Below are 16216 nucleotides of genomic sequence, written 5' to 3' on the forward strand. Positions count from 1 at the left end.
CTGAATCTAGGAACGGACGAGGGCGATGACTTGAGCGCGGTCGCGCACGGCGAGCTTGGCGAAGATGGCGTTGATGTGCGTCTTCACCGTGGCGACGCTGACGAACAGCGTGGAGGCGATCTCGCCGTTGCTGAGGCCGTCTGCGACGAGGGCGAGCACATCCACCTCCCGTTTCGTCAGTGTCGGGAAGCGGTCGGAGAGCGATGGTACCGGCGCCGGCGCTGCGCTGCCGGTCAGGCTGTTGACGAGCAGCGCGCCGACCTCGGGCGCGAACGTCGACTGGCCGCGGGCGACGGCCCGCACGGCGGCCGCGAGCTCCGCACGGCCCGCGTCCTTGGTGAGGTAGCCGCGGGCTCCAGCGCGCAGGGCGCCGAGGATCGACTCGTCGTCGGCGTACGTGGTGAGCACCAGGATCGCCGTTCCCGGCACCTCGCGCACGATCCGCTCCGTGGCGGCGACCCCGTCGACACCGGGCATGCGCAAGTCCATCAGCACCACATCCGGATGCTCGGCCACGGCGAGCGCGACCGCACGCTCCCCGTCCTCCGCAGCGCCGACCACCTCGATGTCCGGCAGCAGGCCGAGCACGGTGACGAGGCCGTCGCGGATGATGGCCTGGTCGTCCGCGACGACGACGCGGATCCGGGGTTCGTCGGTCATGAGAGCCTCGCCTCCACAGTCACGGTGAAGCGGTCGCCGACGACGCCGGCCGTCGCAGCACCACCGAGTGGGAGGGCGGCGACGCGTTCGCGCATCCCGTCGAGGCCGTGCCCTCCTCCGGTCGCGGCGAGTTCGCCGACGTCGTCGGAGAGCGGGTTGGAGACGGTGAGGCGCACGCGACCACTCTGCCAGTCGATGTCGGCGCGCACCGGCTCGCCCTGGGCGTGCTTGCGCGCATTGCTCAGCGATTCCTGCAGGGCGCGCTGCAGTGCGGCGCCCTGAGCGGCGGTGAGCTCGGCCGGCTCGCCGTGGGTGGTGAGGTCGACCACGCCGCCGAGGGAGCGGTGGGCGGCGAGCAGGTCGTCGACCGCCGCCGCGAAGGCCGCTGGCTCGACGACCATCCCGAATGCGCCGCTCCCCGCTGGATCGCGCAGCGCGGCGACCGCACGCCTGGCCTCGCTCAACCCGCTCGCGGCGAGCGCCCGCGCGTCGGTCACCCTGGCCGTCGCGGCCGCGGTGTCCCCCGCTTCGAGGAGGGCTTCGACTGCATCCAGCTGGATGACCAGCCCGCCGAGGCTGTGCGCGAGCACGTCGTGCAGGTCACGGGCGATGGCGACGCGGGCCGCCTCCTCGCGCATCTCGCGTTCGCGCTCCTGCAGCAGCGCCGCCTGCTCCTCCGACTGGCGGAACTGGCGGCGGCTGAGCCCGGCGAACACCGCGAGCACCACGCCGCCCATCATGGCGAGCACGGCGCCGACACTCGTTCCGAACGGCACCGCACCGGCGGCGACGAGCGCCAGTGTCACCACGGCCAGACCGAATCCCTCCAGCACCGGCCGGCGTGGAGCGCCGACCGTGGCGAGCACGGCGATGGCGGCCGGGACGACGGAGAGCCCGTCCGACGGGGCCGCGACGAGTCCGCCGGCGACGGCGGCGACGACCAGGAGAGCCGTCTCCCCTGCGCGGACACCCGCGAGCGCGATGGCGCCGCGAGCGACCCAGGCGGCGTCCGCGACCAGAGCGAGGACCAGCACCCAGACAGGGCGCTCCGCCGAGTGCGAGACGATCAGCGAGAACCCGATGGCCAGCGCGCCGACGAGGTTCAGCGCGAAGGCCAGCGGGCTCTGCTGTCTGGGCGGGTTCACGATCCCATCATGCTGCGATTCGGGTCCGCGGCGTTGACGGTGGCCGCAGCGTGGCGGCCGAGCCGCTGGGCGAACACCGCGGTGCGCGCCGCCCGGTTGGCCGCGAGCATGAGCAGGATGACGCCGGTGGACGCCGCCAGGTGCGATCCGGCCATCCCGGCCAGCACGTCGATGCCGACGCGGACGACGATCACGAGCACCCAGAGCGCGAGCCCCCACGCACCTGTGCGCGACTCGTAGGTCGCCACGTCCCTGCGGTCCTTGCCGATGTCGATCGGCTCCGGCAGCAGCCGGAAGTGGGCGATCGCCCCCATCCACGCTCCGATGCCGAGCGAGATCGCGAGCTCGACGACGAGGACGCCGATGTCGAGGGCGGTGAGCGCGGCGGGCTTCGTGGTCTGGGCGATGAGGACGAGGCCGATGATGCCGAAGATCGCGGGGCCACGCCACATGCGGCCGAGCGAGACGGGCCGCCAGGTCATCTGCCGGAAGCCGATCCAGCCGATCGCCGCGACGATGAGAAGAGCGTTTCCGAGCATTTGGATGGTCATGACCGGCCTTTCGTGAGCGTGTGGCGCCGGGAGGTTCCCGGCACTGTTCCAGCGTGCTGCGCGGGCCGCGCATCCGGCACCGCCCCTGGGTGGAGATGCGGGTGGAGATCGGGCGGGCGGCGGGCGCGACTAGGGTGGATGCCGTGCCAGAGAACCCGTCCGTCGTGCTCAAGGAGAGCGGTTACCTCGCGACGATCGAACCGGACAGGTTCGTGCCGGGTTCGTACCAGCTCGTGGTCGACGGCACGCCCCAGTCGCACGTGAACCTCGACGACCCCTCCCAGCTGTTCTTCGAGTACGTGCAGCGGATGGGGAACGTCATCGACCTCATCGGCGATCCTGGCGAGCCGATCACCGCCGTGCACCTGGGAGCCGGGGCGCTGACGCTGCCGCGCTACATCGCGCACACCCGGCCGGGTTCCCGCCAGCAGGTGGTGGAGCTGGAGAGCAACCTCGTCGACCTGGTGCGCGAGAACCTGCCGCTCCCCCGGTATGCGCAGGTGCGCATCCGGCACGGGGACGCCCGCGAGGTGGTCGGCAAGCTGCCCGCCGGGCTGCGCGGTTCCGTCGACCTGCTGGTCATCGACATCTTCAGCGGCGCCCGCACGCCCGCACACGTGACGAGTGTGGAGTTCTACCGCTCGGCCGTCTCCCTGCTCGCCCCGGACGGGATCGTGCTGGTGAACGTCGCTGACGGTCCCCCGCTGTCGTTCGCCCGCAGCCAGATCGCGACGCTCGGCGCCGTGGTGGAGAACGTCGCGGCGCTGGCCGAGACGCAGGTGCTCAAGGGGCGGCGGTTCGGCAACGTGGTGCTGGTGGGCTCGAACGCCTCCCTGCCCCTCGACTGGCTGCCGCGCCTGCTGGCGAGCGGGCCGCATCCGGCCAAGGCTGTGGCAGGAGCCGAGCTGAAGACGTTCGCCGGGAAGGCGCCGATCGTCACGGACGCGACGAGTGTGCCGTCCCCTCCCCCTGCGCGCAGCATCTTCCAGACAGGGACGCGCAGAGACTAGTCGCGGGCGTCAGGCGTGCCGGAAGGTGACGGCCTGGCCGGGCCGCAGCTGCGCGAAGGCGTCGAGCGAGGCGTCGGCGACGACGGCGATCACCGGATAGCCGCCCGTGACGGGATGGTCGGCGAGCAGCACGGTCGGCCTGCCGTCCGGTGAGACCTGCACGGAGCCTGCGACCATCGGCTCGCTCGGCAGCTCCGCGGGGTTCGACCGTTCCAGTAGCGGCACGGGGTGCGCATCCACCCCGGCGGCGTGCGCCGGGCGACGCGGAGGGTCGAGCCGCGCGCCGACCCGGTTGCTCGCCGCGCTCAGCCGCCACTCCGCGGTGTAGAACGCGTCGATGGCCTCCGCCGTGAACCAGTCGGCGCGGGGGCCGGGATGGGCGCGCACCTCCACCACGCCCGCCACCGGCTCCGCGACGGGCACGAAGTCGAGCAGGGGCACCTCGGCCCGTGGATGCTCGCCCACCGGCAGCGTGTCCCCCGCCAGGATGGGCGCCGGCCCGAGGGCCGAGAGCAGGTCGGTGGAGCGCGACCCGAGCACCGGCTCGGCGATGACGCCGCCGCGGACGGCGAGATAGCTGCGCGCACCGACCGCCGGCGGGGCGATCCGCAGCACGGCACCGGCTTCCGTGTGCTGCGCGAGGTGCGGATCGACGGGCACGCCGTCGAGCGTGATCGGCCCGGCTGCGCCGGTCACCGCGAACCAGGCCGGTGCGTCGAACCGTGCGGTGAAGCCGCCGAACAGGATCTCCAGGCCCGCGCATCCAGCGTCGTTGCCGAGCAGGCGGTTGCCGAGCGACAGCGCTGCCCTGTCGAGCGCGCCGGACGGGCTGACGCCGAGGTGCGAGAGCCCAGGCCGTCCTCTGTCCTGGACGACGGTGAGCGGACCCGGCTCGATGACGACGATGCTCACGGCGCCTCCACGAACCGGACGACCGTGCCGGGCGAGAGGAGCGCCGGAGTCTCGGAGGCCGCATCCCAGACGGTCGCGGCGGTGCTGCCGATCAGCTGCCAGCCGCCGGGACTCGACCGCGGGTACACGCCGCTGAACTCGCCGGCCAGGCCGACGGCGCCGGCGGGGACCGCTGTGCGCGGGGTCGCACGGCGGGGCACCACGAGGCGGTCGTGGTCGGTGACCAGATAGCCGAAACCGGGCGCGAAGCCGCAGAACGCGACCCGCCAGGTGGAGCCGGTGTGCAGCGCGACGACCTCGGCGGGGCGCATCCCGAGCAGGGCGGCGACCTCGGCCAGATCGTCTCCGTCGTACCGCACGGGAAGCTCGACGGTGCTCCGGTCGTCCGTGGCCCGCTGCTCGGGGACGGCGTGCGCCAGCCAGTTCGCCGCGACGCTCAGCGGCAGCACGGCCGGATCGACGGCGACGCCGATCGTGCGCGCGGCCGGCACCAGTTCGACGACCCCGGCCGGGCGGGTGCGCTCGAGCGTGCCGTAGAGGGCGAGCACCGCATCCAGGTCGTCGAGCTCGGCCAGCAGGGCGCTGTCGCCGTTCGGGAGGACGCGCACGGTCATCGCCACGCCTCCACGCGCACGCCGGCGTCGGTGAGTGCGGCCCGGACGGCGGCGGCCATCGCGACGGCGCCCGGGGTATCGCCGTGGACGCAGAGCGAGTCGACGCGCACCTCGATGTCCGTGCCGTCGGCGGCGATGACCCGGCCGTCGAGCGCGAGGCGCACGGCGCGCTCCGCGATGGCGGCGTCTCCGGAGAGGACGGCGCCCGGCTCGGTGCGCGGCACCAGGGTGCCGTCCGCGCGGTAGCCGCGGTCGACGAAGGCCTCGTTGACGAAACGGAGTCCGGCATCCTGTGCCGCCTCCGCGATGGCGGAGCCGGCGAGACCGAGGATCGGGAGGGACGGGTCGAAAGCGGCGACCGCGCTCGCGACGGCGCGCGCCTGCTCCCGGTCGGTGACGATGCGATTGTAGAGGGCGCCGTGCGGCTTCACGTACGAGACGCGCGTTCCGGCGACACGGGCGATGCCGCTCAGCGCGGCGAGCTGGTACAGCGTCTCGTCATGCAGAGTGCCGGGTTCCACCTCCATGCTGCGGCGGCCGAACCCGGCGAGGTCCCGGTAGGAGACGTGCGCGCCGACGGCGACGCCCTGCTCGGCGGCGAGGCGGCAAATGGCCAGCATCGTGGATGCGTCACCCGCGTGGAACCCGCATGCCACGTTGGCGCTCGACACCAGTCGCAGCATGGCGGCGTCGTCGCCCATCCGCCAGGCGCCGAACGACTCGCCGAGGTCGCTGTTGAGGTCGATCGAACGTTCCACCCCTCCATTGTGCCGGGTGGTCGCTCGCGCAGCCATCGAGGTCAGGCGGAGGCGGGCGGGGCGGAGGCGGCGGCGCGGGCGCGGTGGGCGCGGACCTTGGCGCGGTTGCCGCAGCGCTGCATCGAGCACCAGCGGCGGTTGCCGGAGCGCGAGGTGTCGAGGTAGACGAGGTCGCAGTCGTCGGCGGAGCACTCCCGGATGCGGCCGTCCGCCTCCGCGGAGAACAGCCGGACCGCATCGCGGGCGATGGTGCTGAGCGCCTGGTGCGGCCGCGCGTTGGTCCTGCCCGCCTGACGGCCGCCGCCCGCCAGCACGGGAGGGATGTCCGGGGTCGCCGCGAACAGGTTGACCACGTCGACGTCGTCGGGGCCGAGCGTCGCCCCGCCGCTCTGCTGTCGGGCGAGGCGGCCGATCGCCGAGCCGAGCGCCGACGCATCCCGGAACTCCCGGTCGCCCGCGGTCGGAGCGACCTCGGGGAAGCGGGTGGTCAGCCAGTCGTTCAGTTCTTTGGCATCATGGACTGTCTGCCATTCGCCGCCGTCCCGGTCGAGTCCGCCGGTGTACGAGAAGTCGAGCGCGAGCGATCCGGAGTCGAACCAGAAGTGCTGGCCGTCGGAGGAATCCATCCACTGCCCCGTGCCGCCGGTGAGTATCGCTTCGATCGCCATGTAACCAATATAGTCGGTTACTGTACCCCGGATGCGATACTGAGCGGATGGCCGCCACCCGCCCCGACCCCACGCACACCATCGACGGCAGCATCGTGCGCCTCCGCCCGCTGACGCGCGAAGACCTGCCGGACCTCTTCGACGCCATCGGGCATCCAGAGGTGTTCGCCGGAGGCTGGGGAGGCGGCCCTGCCGCATACCGGGACACCTACGAGGAGTGGCACGAGTTCATCTCGAACTACCTGCAGTGGGGCGCAGGCAACGTGACCGTCGTCTGCCTGCGCCAGGACGGCGACCGGGTGGTCGGGACAACCACGCTCGGCGACTTCGACCTCGTGAACGAATCGGCGCACATCGGCTGGACCGCGTACGCCCCGGAGGTCTGGGGCACCCTCGTCAACGCCGAGACCAAGCGTCTCCTGCTCGGCGCCGCCTTCGACAACGGCTTCGAGCGGGTCAAACTGCAGGCCGACGTGCTCAACACGCGCTCGCGGGCGGCGATCGCACGCCTCGGCGCGAAGCCGGAGGGGATCCTGCGCCACATGCAGCGTCGCGCGGACGGGACCTGGCGGGACACCGCCGTGTTCTCGATCCTGCGCGAGGAATGGCCGGAGGTGCGGGCCGGACTGGATGCGCGGCTCGCGGGAGCGGGCGCAGGCACGGGCACAGCTACCGGCACCGGCACAGACCGCTAAGCGCGCCCGGGCAGCTCGCTGCTCATCCCCTGCTCGCTCGCGGCCGACGCCGCCATCCTGCGCTGTGCAGGGGAGACCTCTCTGTGCTGCCACGAGATGAGGTTCGCCGCGTCGAAGCGGCGCGAGCACGCTCCGCAGGCGAGCGCTCTGGCCGGCTTGCGGTATCGGTAGTGCGTGTGGCCGCGCGGGCAGGTGCCGACCCACGGCGCGAGGTCGTCGGCGATGGCGCCGCCGTGCAGGCGTTTGCCCTCGTAGCCGAGGTCGATCGCGGTGGAGCGCCAGCGCGGGCCGTGACCGGCGCGGGAGCCGGCGAGGGCGTGCGCGACCTCGTGCAGGAGGATCTGGTGGATCTCGTCGTCGTCGTACCGCGCCGCCAGATAGCGGGAGACCGTGATGCGCTTGGCCGTGTAGTTGCAGAGCCCGGCCCTGGTCTTCGCGTTGTCGAAGTCGAACGTCCACACGGCGGGGTCGAGATGCAGAGCGATCAGCGCGTTCGCCCAGCGCCTGACCCGCTCGAGATCAGCCATCAGCGCCCACCGAGAGGGGGATGCGCACGACAGCCGGACAACTCATATCAGAATCCTACGCGCGTTCCCCGCGGTCGTTCCAGGGCGGCGTCAGCGTGCCCGGTCGGACGACGGAGCGGACGACTCCGGCGGCTCGGGCGCGCGGTTGGCCGCATCCGGGCCCCGGCGCTCGGAGGCCGCGGCGGCCGCCTCGTCGCGCGCACCGCGGTTGGCGTCGGCGAACGACTTGACCACGGCGACCGCGATCAGCGAGCTCTCGATGTCGGCCGGAGACGCCCCCAGCTTCTCCCGCAGGAACACCGCGGCGGTCACGTCGGCGAGCGCGTTGTCGTACTCCTCGGCGTCGAAGTAGGCCTTGCCGCGGTTCTGCGTTGCGAAAGCTTCGAGGGCCGTCCACTCGTGCGCGTGGGCCTCGTCGACGCATCCGGTCAGTTCGGTGATCGCCTCGTCGAGCTTGCCCTGGAACTGCAGCACCTGCGCCCTGCGCACCCTGGCGCCGAGCAGCTGCTCCCTGTCGCCGGTGAACCTGGCCTGGCGCACGGCCTCGTTTCCGACCTGCATGGCCTCGTCCAGCCTGCCGAGCAGACGGAGCAGCACGGTCTTCTCGTTGAGCGCGCTGAGACTGCGCAGGCCGCCGAGTTCGTCGAGCCTCAGGCCGGCCGCGCGCAGGTCGACGCGCTCGCGCAAAGTGGTCGGGTCGTAGCCGAGGATGATGCTCAGGGTTCTGCTCCAGGTCGTGTAACCATCCCAGACTAACCCGAGAGGCGGATCAGCCGGGGTGCTTCACCGATTGCGCAGGGATGAGGGTGACCTGCACGAGCCTGTCGTCGCCGGGACGCGGGTCTCCCCTGCCGTCGGTGTTGTTCGTCAGCAGCCACAGCGTGTCGCCGTGCGCCACCGCATCCCGCAGCCTCCCGAAGGTGCCGTCGAAGAACGGCTTCACGGTGACGGGAGCGTGGCCGTCGGTCGTCCAGATGGTCCAGAGGCGCTGCCCGCCGAGCCCGGCCAGGAAGAGGGTGTCGCCCACGACGGCCAGACCGCTGGGACTCGCCACGTCGGTCGGCCATTGGAAGACGGGATCCGTGTACTTCGGATCTCCGCCGATGCCCTCGACGTTCGGCCAGCCGTAGTTCGACCCCGGCGTGATGATGTTCAGCTCGTCCCAGGTGTTCTGCCCGAACTCGCTCGCCCACATCGTCCCCCGCGAATCCCAGGCGATGCCCTGCGGGTTGCGGTGCCCGTACGACCAGACCGGCGAACCGGGGAACGGGTTGTCGCCCGGCACCCCGCCCTCCGGCGTGACCCGCAGGATCTTGCCGCCGAGGGAGGCGACGTTCTGCGCGTTCGCGGGGTTCGAGGCGTCGCCGGCGGTGATGTAGAGCATCCCGTCCGGTCCGAACGCGATCCGCCCGCCGTCGTGGTTGGACGCCTTCGGGATGCCTGTGACGACGTTCTCCTGCGTGCCGAGCGCGTAGCTTCCCGGCACGCCGGTGACAGGCATCCGCACGACGCGGTTGTCGTCGGCCGTCGTCTCGTATGCGTAGAGGAACGTCGGCGCCTCCTCGTCCTGCACGGCCAGGCCGAGCAGTCCGCCCTCTCCGGAGTGCACGACTCCGGCGACGGTGCCGATCGTGCGCGTCCCGCCCTGCGGCAGGCGTTCGAGCACGGTGCCGCTGTCGCGTTCGCTGATCAGCGCCGAGCCGCTGCGCAGCGGGACGACGGACCACGGAGCGACCAGCCCCTTCTCGAGGTCAACCGTCTGTCCGGACGGCTCCCACGGGATCGCGGCGACCGCCGGGATGCTCCGCGTCGGCGACGGGCGAGGCTCAGGTGTCCGGGTGGTGGACGGCGGAGGAACGGGGGCAGGGGCGGTGCAGCCGGTGAGCGCCGTCGTGACGGCCAGCCCGGCTGCGAGCAGCGTCACGGTGAGTCTGTTCATCGCTCCGCCTCCCTCCCGAACGCGCGGACCGCCAGGGCCGTTGGGTCATGGTAACCCCACGGTCCTGGCGGTCGATCGGAGCGCTACGCCTGCCCGCGCCTGCGGCGGCTCACGAAGGCCGCGCCGATCAGCAGGAGGAGCGCGCCCCATCCGGCGACGAGGAGGTAGTCACCGGCCGATCCGGTCGCCGCCAGTCCACCGGCGGTGGTGCTGGGGGCCGGAGCGGGCACCGACGTGAACATCGGCTCAGGCGTCGTCGTCGGCTTCGGCGTGGGCGTCGGCGTGACGACGGGACCGGTCGGCTCGCTGGGGCCCGCCGGGTCGACGGGCTTGTTCACGACCACCTGGGAGCAGGCGGCGTCCGGCAGACCGGAGCAGGTGCCTCCCGTCGTCGGCGGCTTCCACGGCCCCACCGGCGGGGTGCTGACGGTCGCGATGTTCGCGTACGTCCCCGCGGCGGCGAAGGTGAGCGTGACGTGGACATCGATGGATGCGCCCTTCGCCAGCAGCGGGATCGCCCAGCTCACCACGCCGTTGCCCTCCGTGCCGCCGTGGTCGGCGGAGACGAACGTCGACCCCTTCGGCAGCGTGTCGGTGACGGTGAAGGCGGTCGCGTCGAGCGCTCCCTGGTTGGTGACCGTGATGGTGTACTCGACCGCGTCCTTCTCCATGACGCTCAGCGCCTTGGCGGTCTTGGCGATCGACAGCGCCCCGAACTCGTAGGTGTTCGTGATCGTCGCGGTCTGGGCGGCAGGAACGGCGCCCGCCTGCTCGGCGGAGAGCACGTGGACGGTGCCTCCCGCGATCGAGCGGTCCGCCTCACCGTAGCTGCCTGCAGCCCCTTGCTCGGCAACCGTGCAGTCCGCTCCGAGCGGGATGCCGTCGATCCGTGCGGTGAGGCCGGTGGCCGTCGCGAGCGTGAGCTGCGCCGCCGCCCCGAGGTCGACGGGCGCACCCGCCACCGTGCAGGCGACATCGGCGAGGAACTGTGCGGGGGCGGACGATGCCGCGGAGCCCGTGACGATCTTGTCGACCTGCAGCGGACCGGTGACGATGGTCACGCCCGCCTTGACGGGAGCGCGGCGCACCGTGCCTCCGCCGGTCAGCGCCGCGGTCGCGCCGAACTGGTTCCACGCGAAGGAGGGGGCGGACGCCATCGAGACGGGCGCCCCATCCGGTGCTGCCACGGTCGCCGGGCGGTTCACCGTGCGGTATGTCGCACCGACGGTCGCGCCGGGGGCGAGGGTGCCCGCCGCCGTCGTGGTGAAGTCGAGCGTCACGCGGAGGCCGGTGACGGCCGACCAGTCACCCGTGAACGCGGTGGACGGCACCCACTCGGAGGCCACCGGGTTCGTGGAACAGGTGGGGTCGCTCGGCCAGGCGGTCGCCCCGGCGCCGACGCAGACGTCGGGAGCGGTGGTGACCTCCCACGTCATGGTCGTGCCTGCCGGTGCGTCCGCGACGAGGCCGTAGTCCTGGTCGAACACCGGACGGTACGTGGAGCCGCGGGCGGCGCCCGTCGCGAGCATCCTGTCGCCCGGGGTCGGCAGCGGCTCGACGAACACGAGGGCGTCGTAAGTGACGGTGCCGCTGTTGATCGCGCGGAGGCGCCACTGGTCGGTTCCGCCGACGACGGTGTTCGCCGCGCACGGCGAGACGAAGTATCCGTCGGCGTCCGGGGTGCAGGTGGCGGACGGGCTGGACGGGTTGACCGCGCCGGAGACGATGCCGCCGACCACGTCGCCCTTCACGCCCTTGCTGGTGTACAGCGACGGGCCGGAGATCGGCTGGACGTAATTGCTCGTGCCGCAGGCGTTCGCGGCGAGACCGGAGAGCGTGCCCTGCCCGTTGCCGGACGTGTTGGTGCACGCATCCAGAGTCTGTGCCGTCGTGACCGAGAAGCTGTTGACCGCCTGCTGCGAGCCGGTGAGGCCCGGCTGCAGCACGAGGTTCAGCTGCACGGTGAACCGCTCGCCGGGCGACATCCGCGCCCCGCCGGCCGGCCAGGAGAGCGTGAGCTCTCGCGTCGCGGTGTCGAAGCCGGTCGCCGGCGTCACGGAGAGCGTGCCTCCCGGCGTCGTGGCGAAGGTCGGCGCCTCGCCGTCCCAGGCCAGGGAGGCCGGGAGGGTGTCGACGAGTTTCGTCACGTCGACGAACCCGGTGCCGGTGTTGGCGAAGGTCAGCGTCCAGCCGCCCGGGTCGCCGACGCTCACGGTGTGGATGCCGTTCTCCGGCGTCTTCGACACGTCCAGGCTGTGCGTGCCGGTCAGGAGCGCGATGCTCGCGGTGGCGTCCGCCGTCCTGTCGGCGTACACGGCCGGGTTGTCCGTCCGGTGCGTGAGAGCCGTCACGGTGTCGTCCACGGTGCTCGGGAACACGGTCGGCGAACCGTCGACGGACGCATCCCGCAGCTGCACGTGCAGGATGGCCGTCGCGGTGAAGTTCGCCGGCACGGCGGTGCGGCTGAACAGGTCGCCGTCCGCCCTGCTGAACACGAACCGGATGCCCGTGATCTGGTCGAGCGCGGTGGTCGGCAGGGACGCGGTCGCGGCGGTCGTGCCCGCGATCCAGGTGGAGGTGCCGCCGGTCTGCACGTCGACGCGCACGCGGTCGGCGCCCGCCGGCAGCGTCACGTCGCCCGCGGAAAGGCCGGTGAGCGCGAAGCGGTTCCAGAACCCGGAGTCGGTGTCGGTCAGCGTCACCTGATGGGTGGCGGCCGTCGCCTGGCCCTGCGTGGCGGTGAGGGTGACCGCGACCGGCGTGTGCCTGTCCTTCTCCAGCACGGACGGCGTGGAGAAGCTCTTGGCGGCCGTCACGTCGAGCGTCGCGGTCGTGAGTGTCAGGCTCGTGGTGTCACTGTCGTTCGGCTGCGAGCCCTGACCGCTCGGGTAGAGCACGGGGTCGTAGCCCTGCGCGAAGGCGGCGTTGTCGACCCGGAAGGCCTTCACCTCTGCCGACGCGTCGCTGCGCTGGGTCACCCTGACCTGCGTGCTCAGCGTCATCACGAGGTTCTGACCGCTGACGATCGTGCCGCCTCCTGTCACGGGATTCGTGCCCTGGTAGACGACGCTGACGCCGACCACATCCAGCAGGTCGGCGGGCTGGAGCCCAGCCGCCTGGGTCATCGACACCCTCGTGGTGCCGAGCGTGCCGTCGGACGCGCGGTGCCACAGCGTCACCTGCGAGGCGACGGGATCGACCTGGGCGGAGGGCGCCGTGAAGCGGATCCTGGTGAGGGTGAGCCGCTCGAACGGGTTGGCTGTGCTGTAGCTGGCGCCGGCGAACGGATCGGCCGACCAGGCGTTCGCCGCGGAGAGGCAGGCGCCCATGGATGCGCTGTCGCACGGCGACGGGTCCGTCACCCTGATGTACGAGGCGCGGGCGGCGGCGGCGTTCTTCGCCGTGATGGTGAAGTCGTTGGTCGGGTATGCGGACGGGTCGACGTCGCCGGCCTTGGGCACGACCATCGTGGAGCGCTGGCTCGTCTTCGCGACGTCGACGAGCGGCGGCTGGTCGATCAGCGCGAGGTTGTCAGCGGCGTCGACGGGGCCGACCGGGGTTCCGTTGTGGACACCGGACGCCGAGCTGCGGTTCCAGATCGTGCCGGCCGTCGAGTCGTTGAAGAGCGTGTCCGCGGAGGCGAACGGGTCATTCGCGGCGGCAGGGTCGCGGAGCAGGTTACGCAGCTGCCAGACCAGGCCGAAGCTGCGGGACTGGCCGAAGGCGACCGTGGCGATGCCCGAGCCGGCCGGTGGTGCGGCCGGGTCGGTCGCCGTCGCTCTGGCAGGGTCGTTCGGGATCACGGTGATGCGCACGCCGGTGGTGCCGCTGAGCTCCGCGGGGGTGAGCGCGTATCCCTTGAAGCCGGTGCCGTTCATCCAGGTTCCGCCGGGCGCAGGGACGAGGTTCCATGCGCCGTCGTGGTAGAGGCGGATCTCGCTGACCGCATCCCATTTCAGCAGGGGCTGCGACGCGAAGCTGACCGCTGCGATGCTGACGAGGTCGAACGCCTGGAACACGGTCTGCGCCGGGTCGGCCTCGTTCGACGCGGGGTCGGAGATGGTCACCGAGCTGTATCCGGTGTCCGTGACGCCCCAGGAGAGCACCGTGCCCGCCTGCTGGCCGGACTGCGACGGCAGTTCGGTGAGGTCACCGGTGAGGTCGGGCTTCGTCCACTTCTTGGCGGTGCCGAGCGAACCGGAGCCGCTCTGACTCTGGATCGCGGCGGTGGCCGTCGCGGTCAGCACCGGGCTGACGACGGGCGGCGCTCCGGCGATGACGCCGGAGGCGTGCGAGCTCGCGAGGTTCTGATAGGTGCTCTTCGGTCCGTTGGCGACCGAAGTGGAGCCGCTACCGTCGCGGAGGGCGGCGCGCGCCTGCGCGGTGATGTTCGGGCTCACCGTCGTGCCCTGCCCGAATCCGGCCGGGTTGGCGAAGGTGAAGCGCAGCCCGGTGATGCTGCCGACGAGCCCGGCGGGGAGAGCGGCGCTGTAGTTCGTCGCCGCGGTGGTGGCATCGACCACGGTGAACACCGAGTAGGTGGCGCCCCCATCGGTCGAGTACTCGACCGTCAGCGTCGAGCCGAGCGGCACCTGCGTCGGTGCGATGGCGATCGGGTTGAACGCGTTGAAGAAGTCGTCTGCACGGCCGGAGCGCCAGGTGTCCTCGACCACGATGGTGTTCGGACGCACGTACGCGGAGTCGGTGGACGTCGTCGCCGGCAGCTTGGCCACGACCGTCGAGCCGGGCGAGACCGCACCGGAGGGCGCGATCGACTTCGACAGCTTCAGCGAGATCTCCGGGAAGAAGACCTTGAGCGGCGCTGTCGCCGTCCTGTTCGCCGTCCCGGCGGGGTTGATGCCGGTGACCGTGACGGTGTTCGTCACGTCGGCGGGGCTGTCGTTCTGCGCGACGTAGTCGGCGGCGGGAGCGATCAGGAACTGCGCGCTGCCGATGGCGCCGACAGCGACGGCCCCCGTGTACGCCAGCTCGAAGCCGGTGAGGTGGGCGCCGGTCGGTGCGGCGGGCGCGACAGGGGTGGCGCCGTCGGCGAACGGTGCGGACACACTGCTGCCGTCCGAGAAGATCCAGACGACGGAGGCGCCGGTCGCGCCGGACGGGTATGACAGCGGGGCGGCGAAACCGCCGAAGCCGAGCGACGCGGTGAAGAAGTCGCGGTCGCCGAGCGTCAGCGTGCTCAGCGGGCCGTTCGAGTCGTTCTTGCCGGTGATCGTGGCGGTCGCGGTCGTGCCCGCCGGGATGCGGCTCGGCGCGATGGTCTTGCCCGCGCTGACGAGCACCGTGAGGCCGCCGACGGTGAACGGAGCCTGCGCGGTCTTGGAGACCGGCGGCTTGCCGGGCACGGTGACGATGCCCGTGACCTTGTTGGTGACCGTCGCGCCGCCGACGAGCGAGGCGGCGGTGCTGCGGTTGACCGCGCGCTGTGCGACGGAGACGGCGACGCTGCCCGCTGCCCCGTTGGCCGCGAGCGTGGTGCCCGTGCTGCTCGAGTACGTGAAACGGAGACCGCCCACGTTCGCTGCTGCGACGCCGGAGGGGAGCTGGATGTCGGCCACCGCGGTGGGCGGACCCGTCTGCCACTTCCACGCGTGGGAACCGCTGTCGTACACATACGCGTCGACCTGCACGAGGTCGGCGCCCGCGGGCAGGGTGACGGCGCCGAAGCCCGCGAAGTCGACGATCGCGAACGGGTTGGCCGCGTCGAGGGAGGCCGCGCCGTCCTGCGCGACCGTCGGGTCCTGCACGGACAGCGTCGCGGCGGGGACGTTGGAGGTGTTTTGGCTGGTCAGCGTCACGGTCGAGGTCGCGCCGGGCGCGAACTGCTGGTTCGCCGGGGCCCAGGTCTTCCCGACCTTCTCGTCCACCGACACCGGGATGCTCACGGTCACGTCGGCCGAGCCGCTGTCGTCGGGGGCGGTGCTCGACGTGCCGAGCGCGGTGTTGGTGACCTTCACGCCGTTGTACGCCCAATCCGGCGCGAGGTTCTGCGGCGCCTTCAGCGTCACCGTCACACGGTACGTCCCTCCAGCGGGGATGCCGACGCCGCCGGCGACCTGCTCGGTGAAGAGCACGGTGAGCACGCACGAGGAGGTGACCGTGTTCGTGCATCCTGTCAGCGACTTGGTGAACGGCTTCGAGCTCGGCGAGACGCTCGTGTCCAGGATGCTGAACCCGGCGAACTCGGCGGGGAGCGCATCCACCAGCTTGGCGTCGAGGCAGTCGTTGTCGTCGCAGCCCACCATCACGGTGTACGTGAACTCGGACCCGTTCGTCACCGCGACCGCCGCCTTGCCGTCGACGGACTTGTCGACGGACAGGGAGGCGGTCGCGGCGAACGCCGGCCCCGCCAGCACACTCCCGCCCACGAGGGCGACGACGAGTGCGACGGAGACGGCACCGAGGCGCTTCAGCCTGCTGAGGGCGAGAGCGCTGCTGTCTCGGTGCTTTGCTGTGGTGCTGAACGGTATGCGGGCATGGCGGAAGACGCGACGAATCACAGAATCGGGTTTCTGAGTACGCGGAAGCCGGGTAAGCACGCGGTGAGCACGATCGGGTCAGCTCACGCGGCGCGACCCCCGGTTCGGGTTCCGGGAGTTTCTTCCGCCCTTCATGTATATCCACTCAGGCAGGGTGGGTGGAAGCACCTTTGTACCCCACCTTATGGTTACAGTCCCCAAAAATGAGGACACCGCCGGGGCATAGCCCTGACGGTGTCC

13 protein-coding genes are annotated in these 16216 nt (G+C 71.7%); 2 read left to right on the top strand and 11 right to left on the bottom strand.

The genetic code is table 11. The features are described from left to right. Window positions 1-6 precede the first annotated feature (6 nt). Genes HF024_RS15075 through HF024_RS15085 form a run of 3 tightly spaced genes read right to left on the bottom strand, consistent with a single transcriptional unit; the run spans window position 7 to window position 2356 of the window. A complete protein-coding gene (locus tag HF024_RS15075; protein WP_168690065.1) occupies window positions 7-660 on the bottom strand; it encodes a response regulator transcription factor in 654 nt (217 codons plus the stop codon). Beyond that, on the bottom strand, window positions 657-1805 hold the full coding sequence (locus HF024_RS15080; RefSeq protein WP_168690066.1) for a histidine kinase: 1149 nt from the start codon (window positions 1803-1805) through the stop codon (window positions 657-659). The genes HF024_RS15075 and HF024_RS15080 overlap by 4 nt, the downstream gene beginning before the upstream one ends. After that, entirely contained in the window at window positions 1802-2356 is a 555-nt protein-coding gene (locus tag HF024_RS15085; RefSeq protein WP_085368846.1) for a hypothetical protein, read from the bottom strand. Before HF024_RS15085 ends, HF024_RS15080 begins: the two co-directional genes overlap by 4 nt. Window positions 2357-2499: 143 nt before the next feature. Here HF024_RS15085 and HF024_RS15090 point away from each other — a divergent pair, with 143 nt between their 5' ends. Next, a complete protein-coding gene (locus tag HF024_RS15090) occupies window positions 2500-3366 on the top strand; it encodes a fused MFS/spermidine synthase (protein ID WP_179150755.1) in 867 nt (288 codons plus the stop codon). Window positions 3367-3375: 9 nt separating this feature from the next. On the opposite strand, the gene HF024_RS15095 is transcribed toward HF024_RS15090, so the two are convergent. The 4 genes from HF024_RS15095 to HF024_RS15110 are packed head-to-tail and all read right to left on the bottom strand — an operon-like array spanning window position 3376 to window position 6318. After that, entirely contained in the window at window positions 3376-4278 is a 903-nt protein-coding gene (locus HF024_RS15095) for a biotin-dependent carboxyltransferase family protein (RefSeq protein WP_168690067.1), read from the bottom strand. After that, complete coding sequence (gene pxpB / locus HF024_RS15100) at window positions 4275-4892, bottom strand: 5-oxoprolinase subunit PxpB (protein WP_168690068.1); 618 nt, start codon at window positions 4890-4892, stop codon at window positions 4275-4277. Before pxpB ends, HF024_RS15095 begins: the two co-directional genes overlap by 4 nt. Next, complete coding sequence (locus HF024_RS15105; RefSeq protein ID WP_168690069.1) at window positions 4889-5650, bottom strand: 5-oxoprolinase subunit PxpA; 762 nt, start codon at window positions 5648-5650, stop codon at window positions 4889-4891. Before HF024_RS15105 ends, pxpB begins: the two co-directional genes overlap by 4 nt. A gap of 41 nt (window positions 5651-5691) precedes the next feature. Further along, a complete protein-coding gene (locus HF024_RS15110; RefSeq protein WP_247597135.1) occupies window positions 5692-6318 on the bottom strand; it encodes a CGNR zinc finger domain-containing protein in 627 nt (208 codons plus the stop codon). A gap of 47 nt (window positions 6319-6365) precedes the next feature. On the opposite strand from HF024_RS15110, the gene HF024_RS15115 reads away from it, so the two are divergent. Then, window positions 6366-7013 (top strand): GNAT family protein, encoded by a 648-nt coding sequence (locus HF024_RS15115; protein WP_168690070.1) that lies wholly within the window; start codon window positions 6366-6368, stop codon window positions 7011-7013. On the opposite strand, the gene HF024_RS15120 is transcribed toward HF024_RS15115, so the two are convergent. The 4 genes from HF024_RS15120 to HF024_RS15135 form a co-directional block, all read right to left on the bottom strand. Further along, window positions 7010-7540, bottom strand: coding sequence for a SprT-like domain-containing protein (locus HF024_RS15120; RefSeq protein WP_168690071.1), 531 nt, complete (start codon window positions 7538-7540; stop codon window positions 7010-7012). The two genes, HF024_RS15115 and HF024_RS15120, sit on opposite strands and share 4 nt — an antisense overlap. A 90-nt stretch (window positions 7541-7630) precedes the next feature. Beyond that, window positions 7631-8227 carry a hypothetical protein gene (locus HF024_RS15125; RefSeq protein WP_247597136.1) on the bottom strand — a complete coding sequence of 199 codons (597 nt, stop codon included), beginning with the start codon at window positions 8225-8227 and terminating at the stop codon, window positions 7631-7633. Between the two features lie 82 nt (window positions 8228-8309). Next, window positions 8310-9479: a PQQ-dependent sugar dehydrogenase gene (locus tag HF024_RS15130; protein WP_168690072.1), complete on the bottom strand. Its 1170-nt coding sequence runs from the start codon at window positions 9477-9479 to the stop codon at window positions 8310-8312. A gap of 83 nt (window positions 9480-9562) precedes the next feature. Continuing rightward, the gene (locus HF024_RS15135) at window positions 9563-15997 is read right to left on the bottom strand and encodes a DUF5979 domain-containing protein (RefSeq protein WP_168690073.1); all 6435 of its coding nucleotides are present in this window, start codon (window positions 15995-15997) and stop codon (window positions 9563-9565) included. Window positions 15998-16216: the final 219 nt, after the last annotated feature.

Source organism: Leifsonia sp. PS1209 (assembly GCF_012317045.1).
GTDB lineage: Bacteria > Actinomycetota > Actinomycetes > Actinomycetales > Microbacteriaceae > Leifsonia.

Excerpts from the sequence above, each read along its gene's own strand:
- HF024_RS15075 (WP_168690065.1), bottom strand. The coding sequence starts at position 660 with ATGACCGACGAACCCCGGATCCGCGTCGTCGTCGCGGACGACCAGGCC.
- HF024_RS15085 (WP_085368846.1), bottom strand. The coding sequence starts at position 2,356 with ATGACCATCCAAATGCTCGGAAACGCTCTTCTCATCGTCGCGGCGATC.
- pxpB (WP_168690068.1), bottom strand. The coding sequence starts at position 4,892 with ATGACCGTGCGCGTCCTCCCGAACGGCGACAGCGCCCTGCTGGCCGAG.
- HF024_RS15110 (WP_247597135.1), bottom strand. The coding sequence starts at position 6,318 with ATGGCGATCGAAGCGATACTCACCGGCGGCACGGGGCAGTGGATGGAT.
- HF024_RS15115 (WP_168690070.1), top strand. The coding sequence starts at position 6,366 with ATGGCCGCCACCCGCCCCGACCCCACGCACACCATCGACGGCAGCATC.
- HF024_RS15120 (WP_168690071.1), bottom strand. The coding sequence starts at position 7,540 with ATGGCTGATCTCGAGCGGGTCAGGCGCTGGGCGAACGCGCTGATCGCT.
- HF024_RS15130 (WP_168690072.1), bottom strand. The coding sequence starts at position 9,479 with ATGAACAGACTCACCGTGACGCTGCTCGCAGCCGGGCTGGCCGTCACG.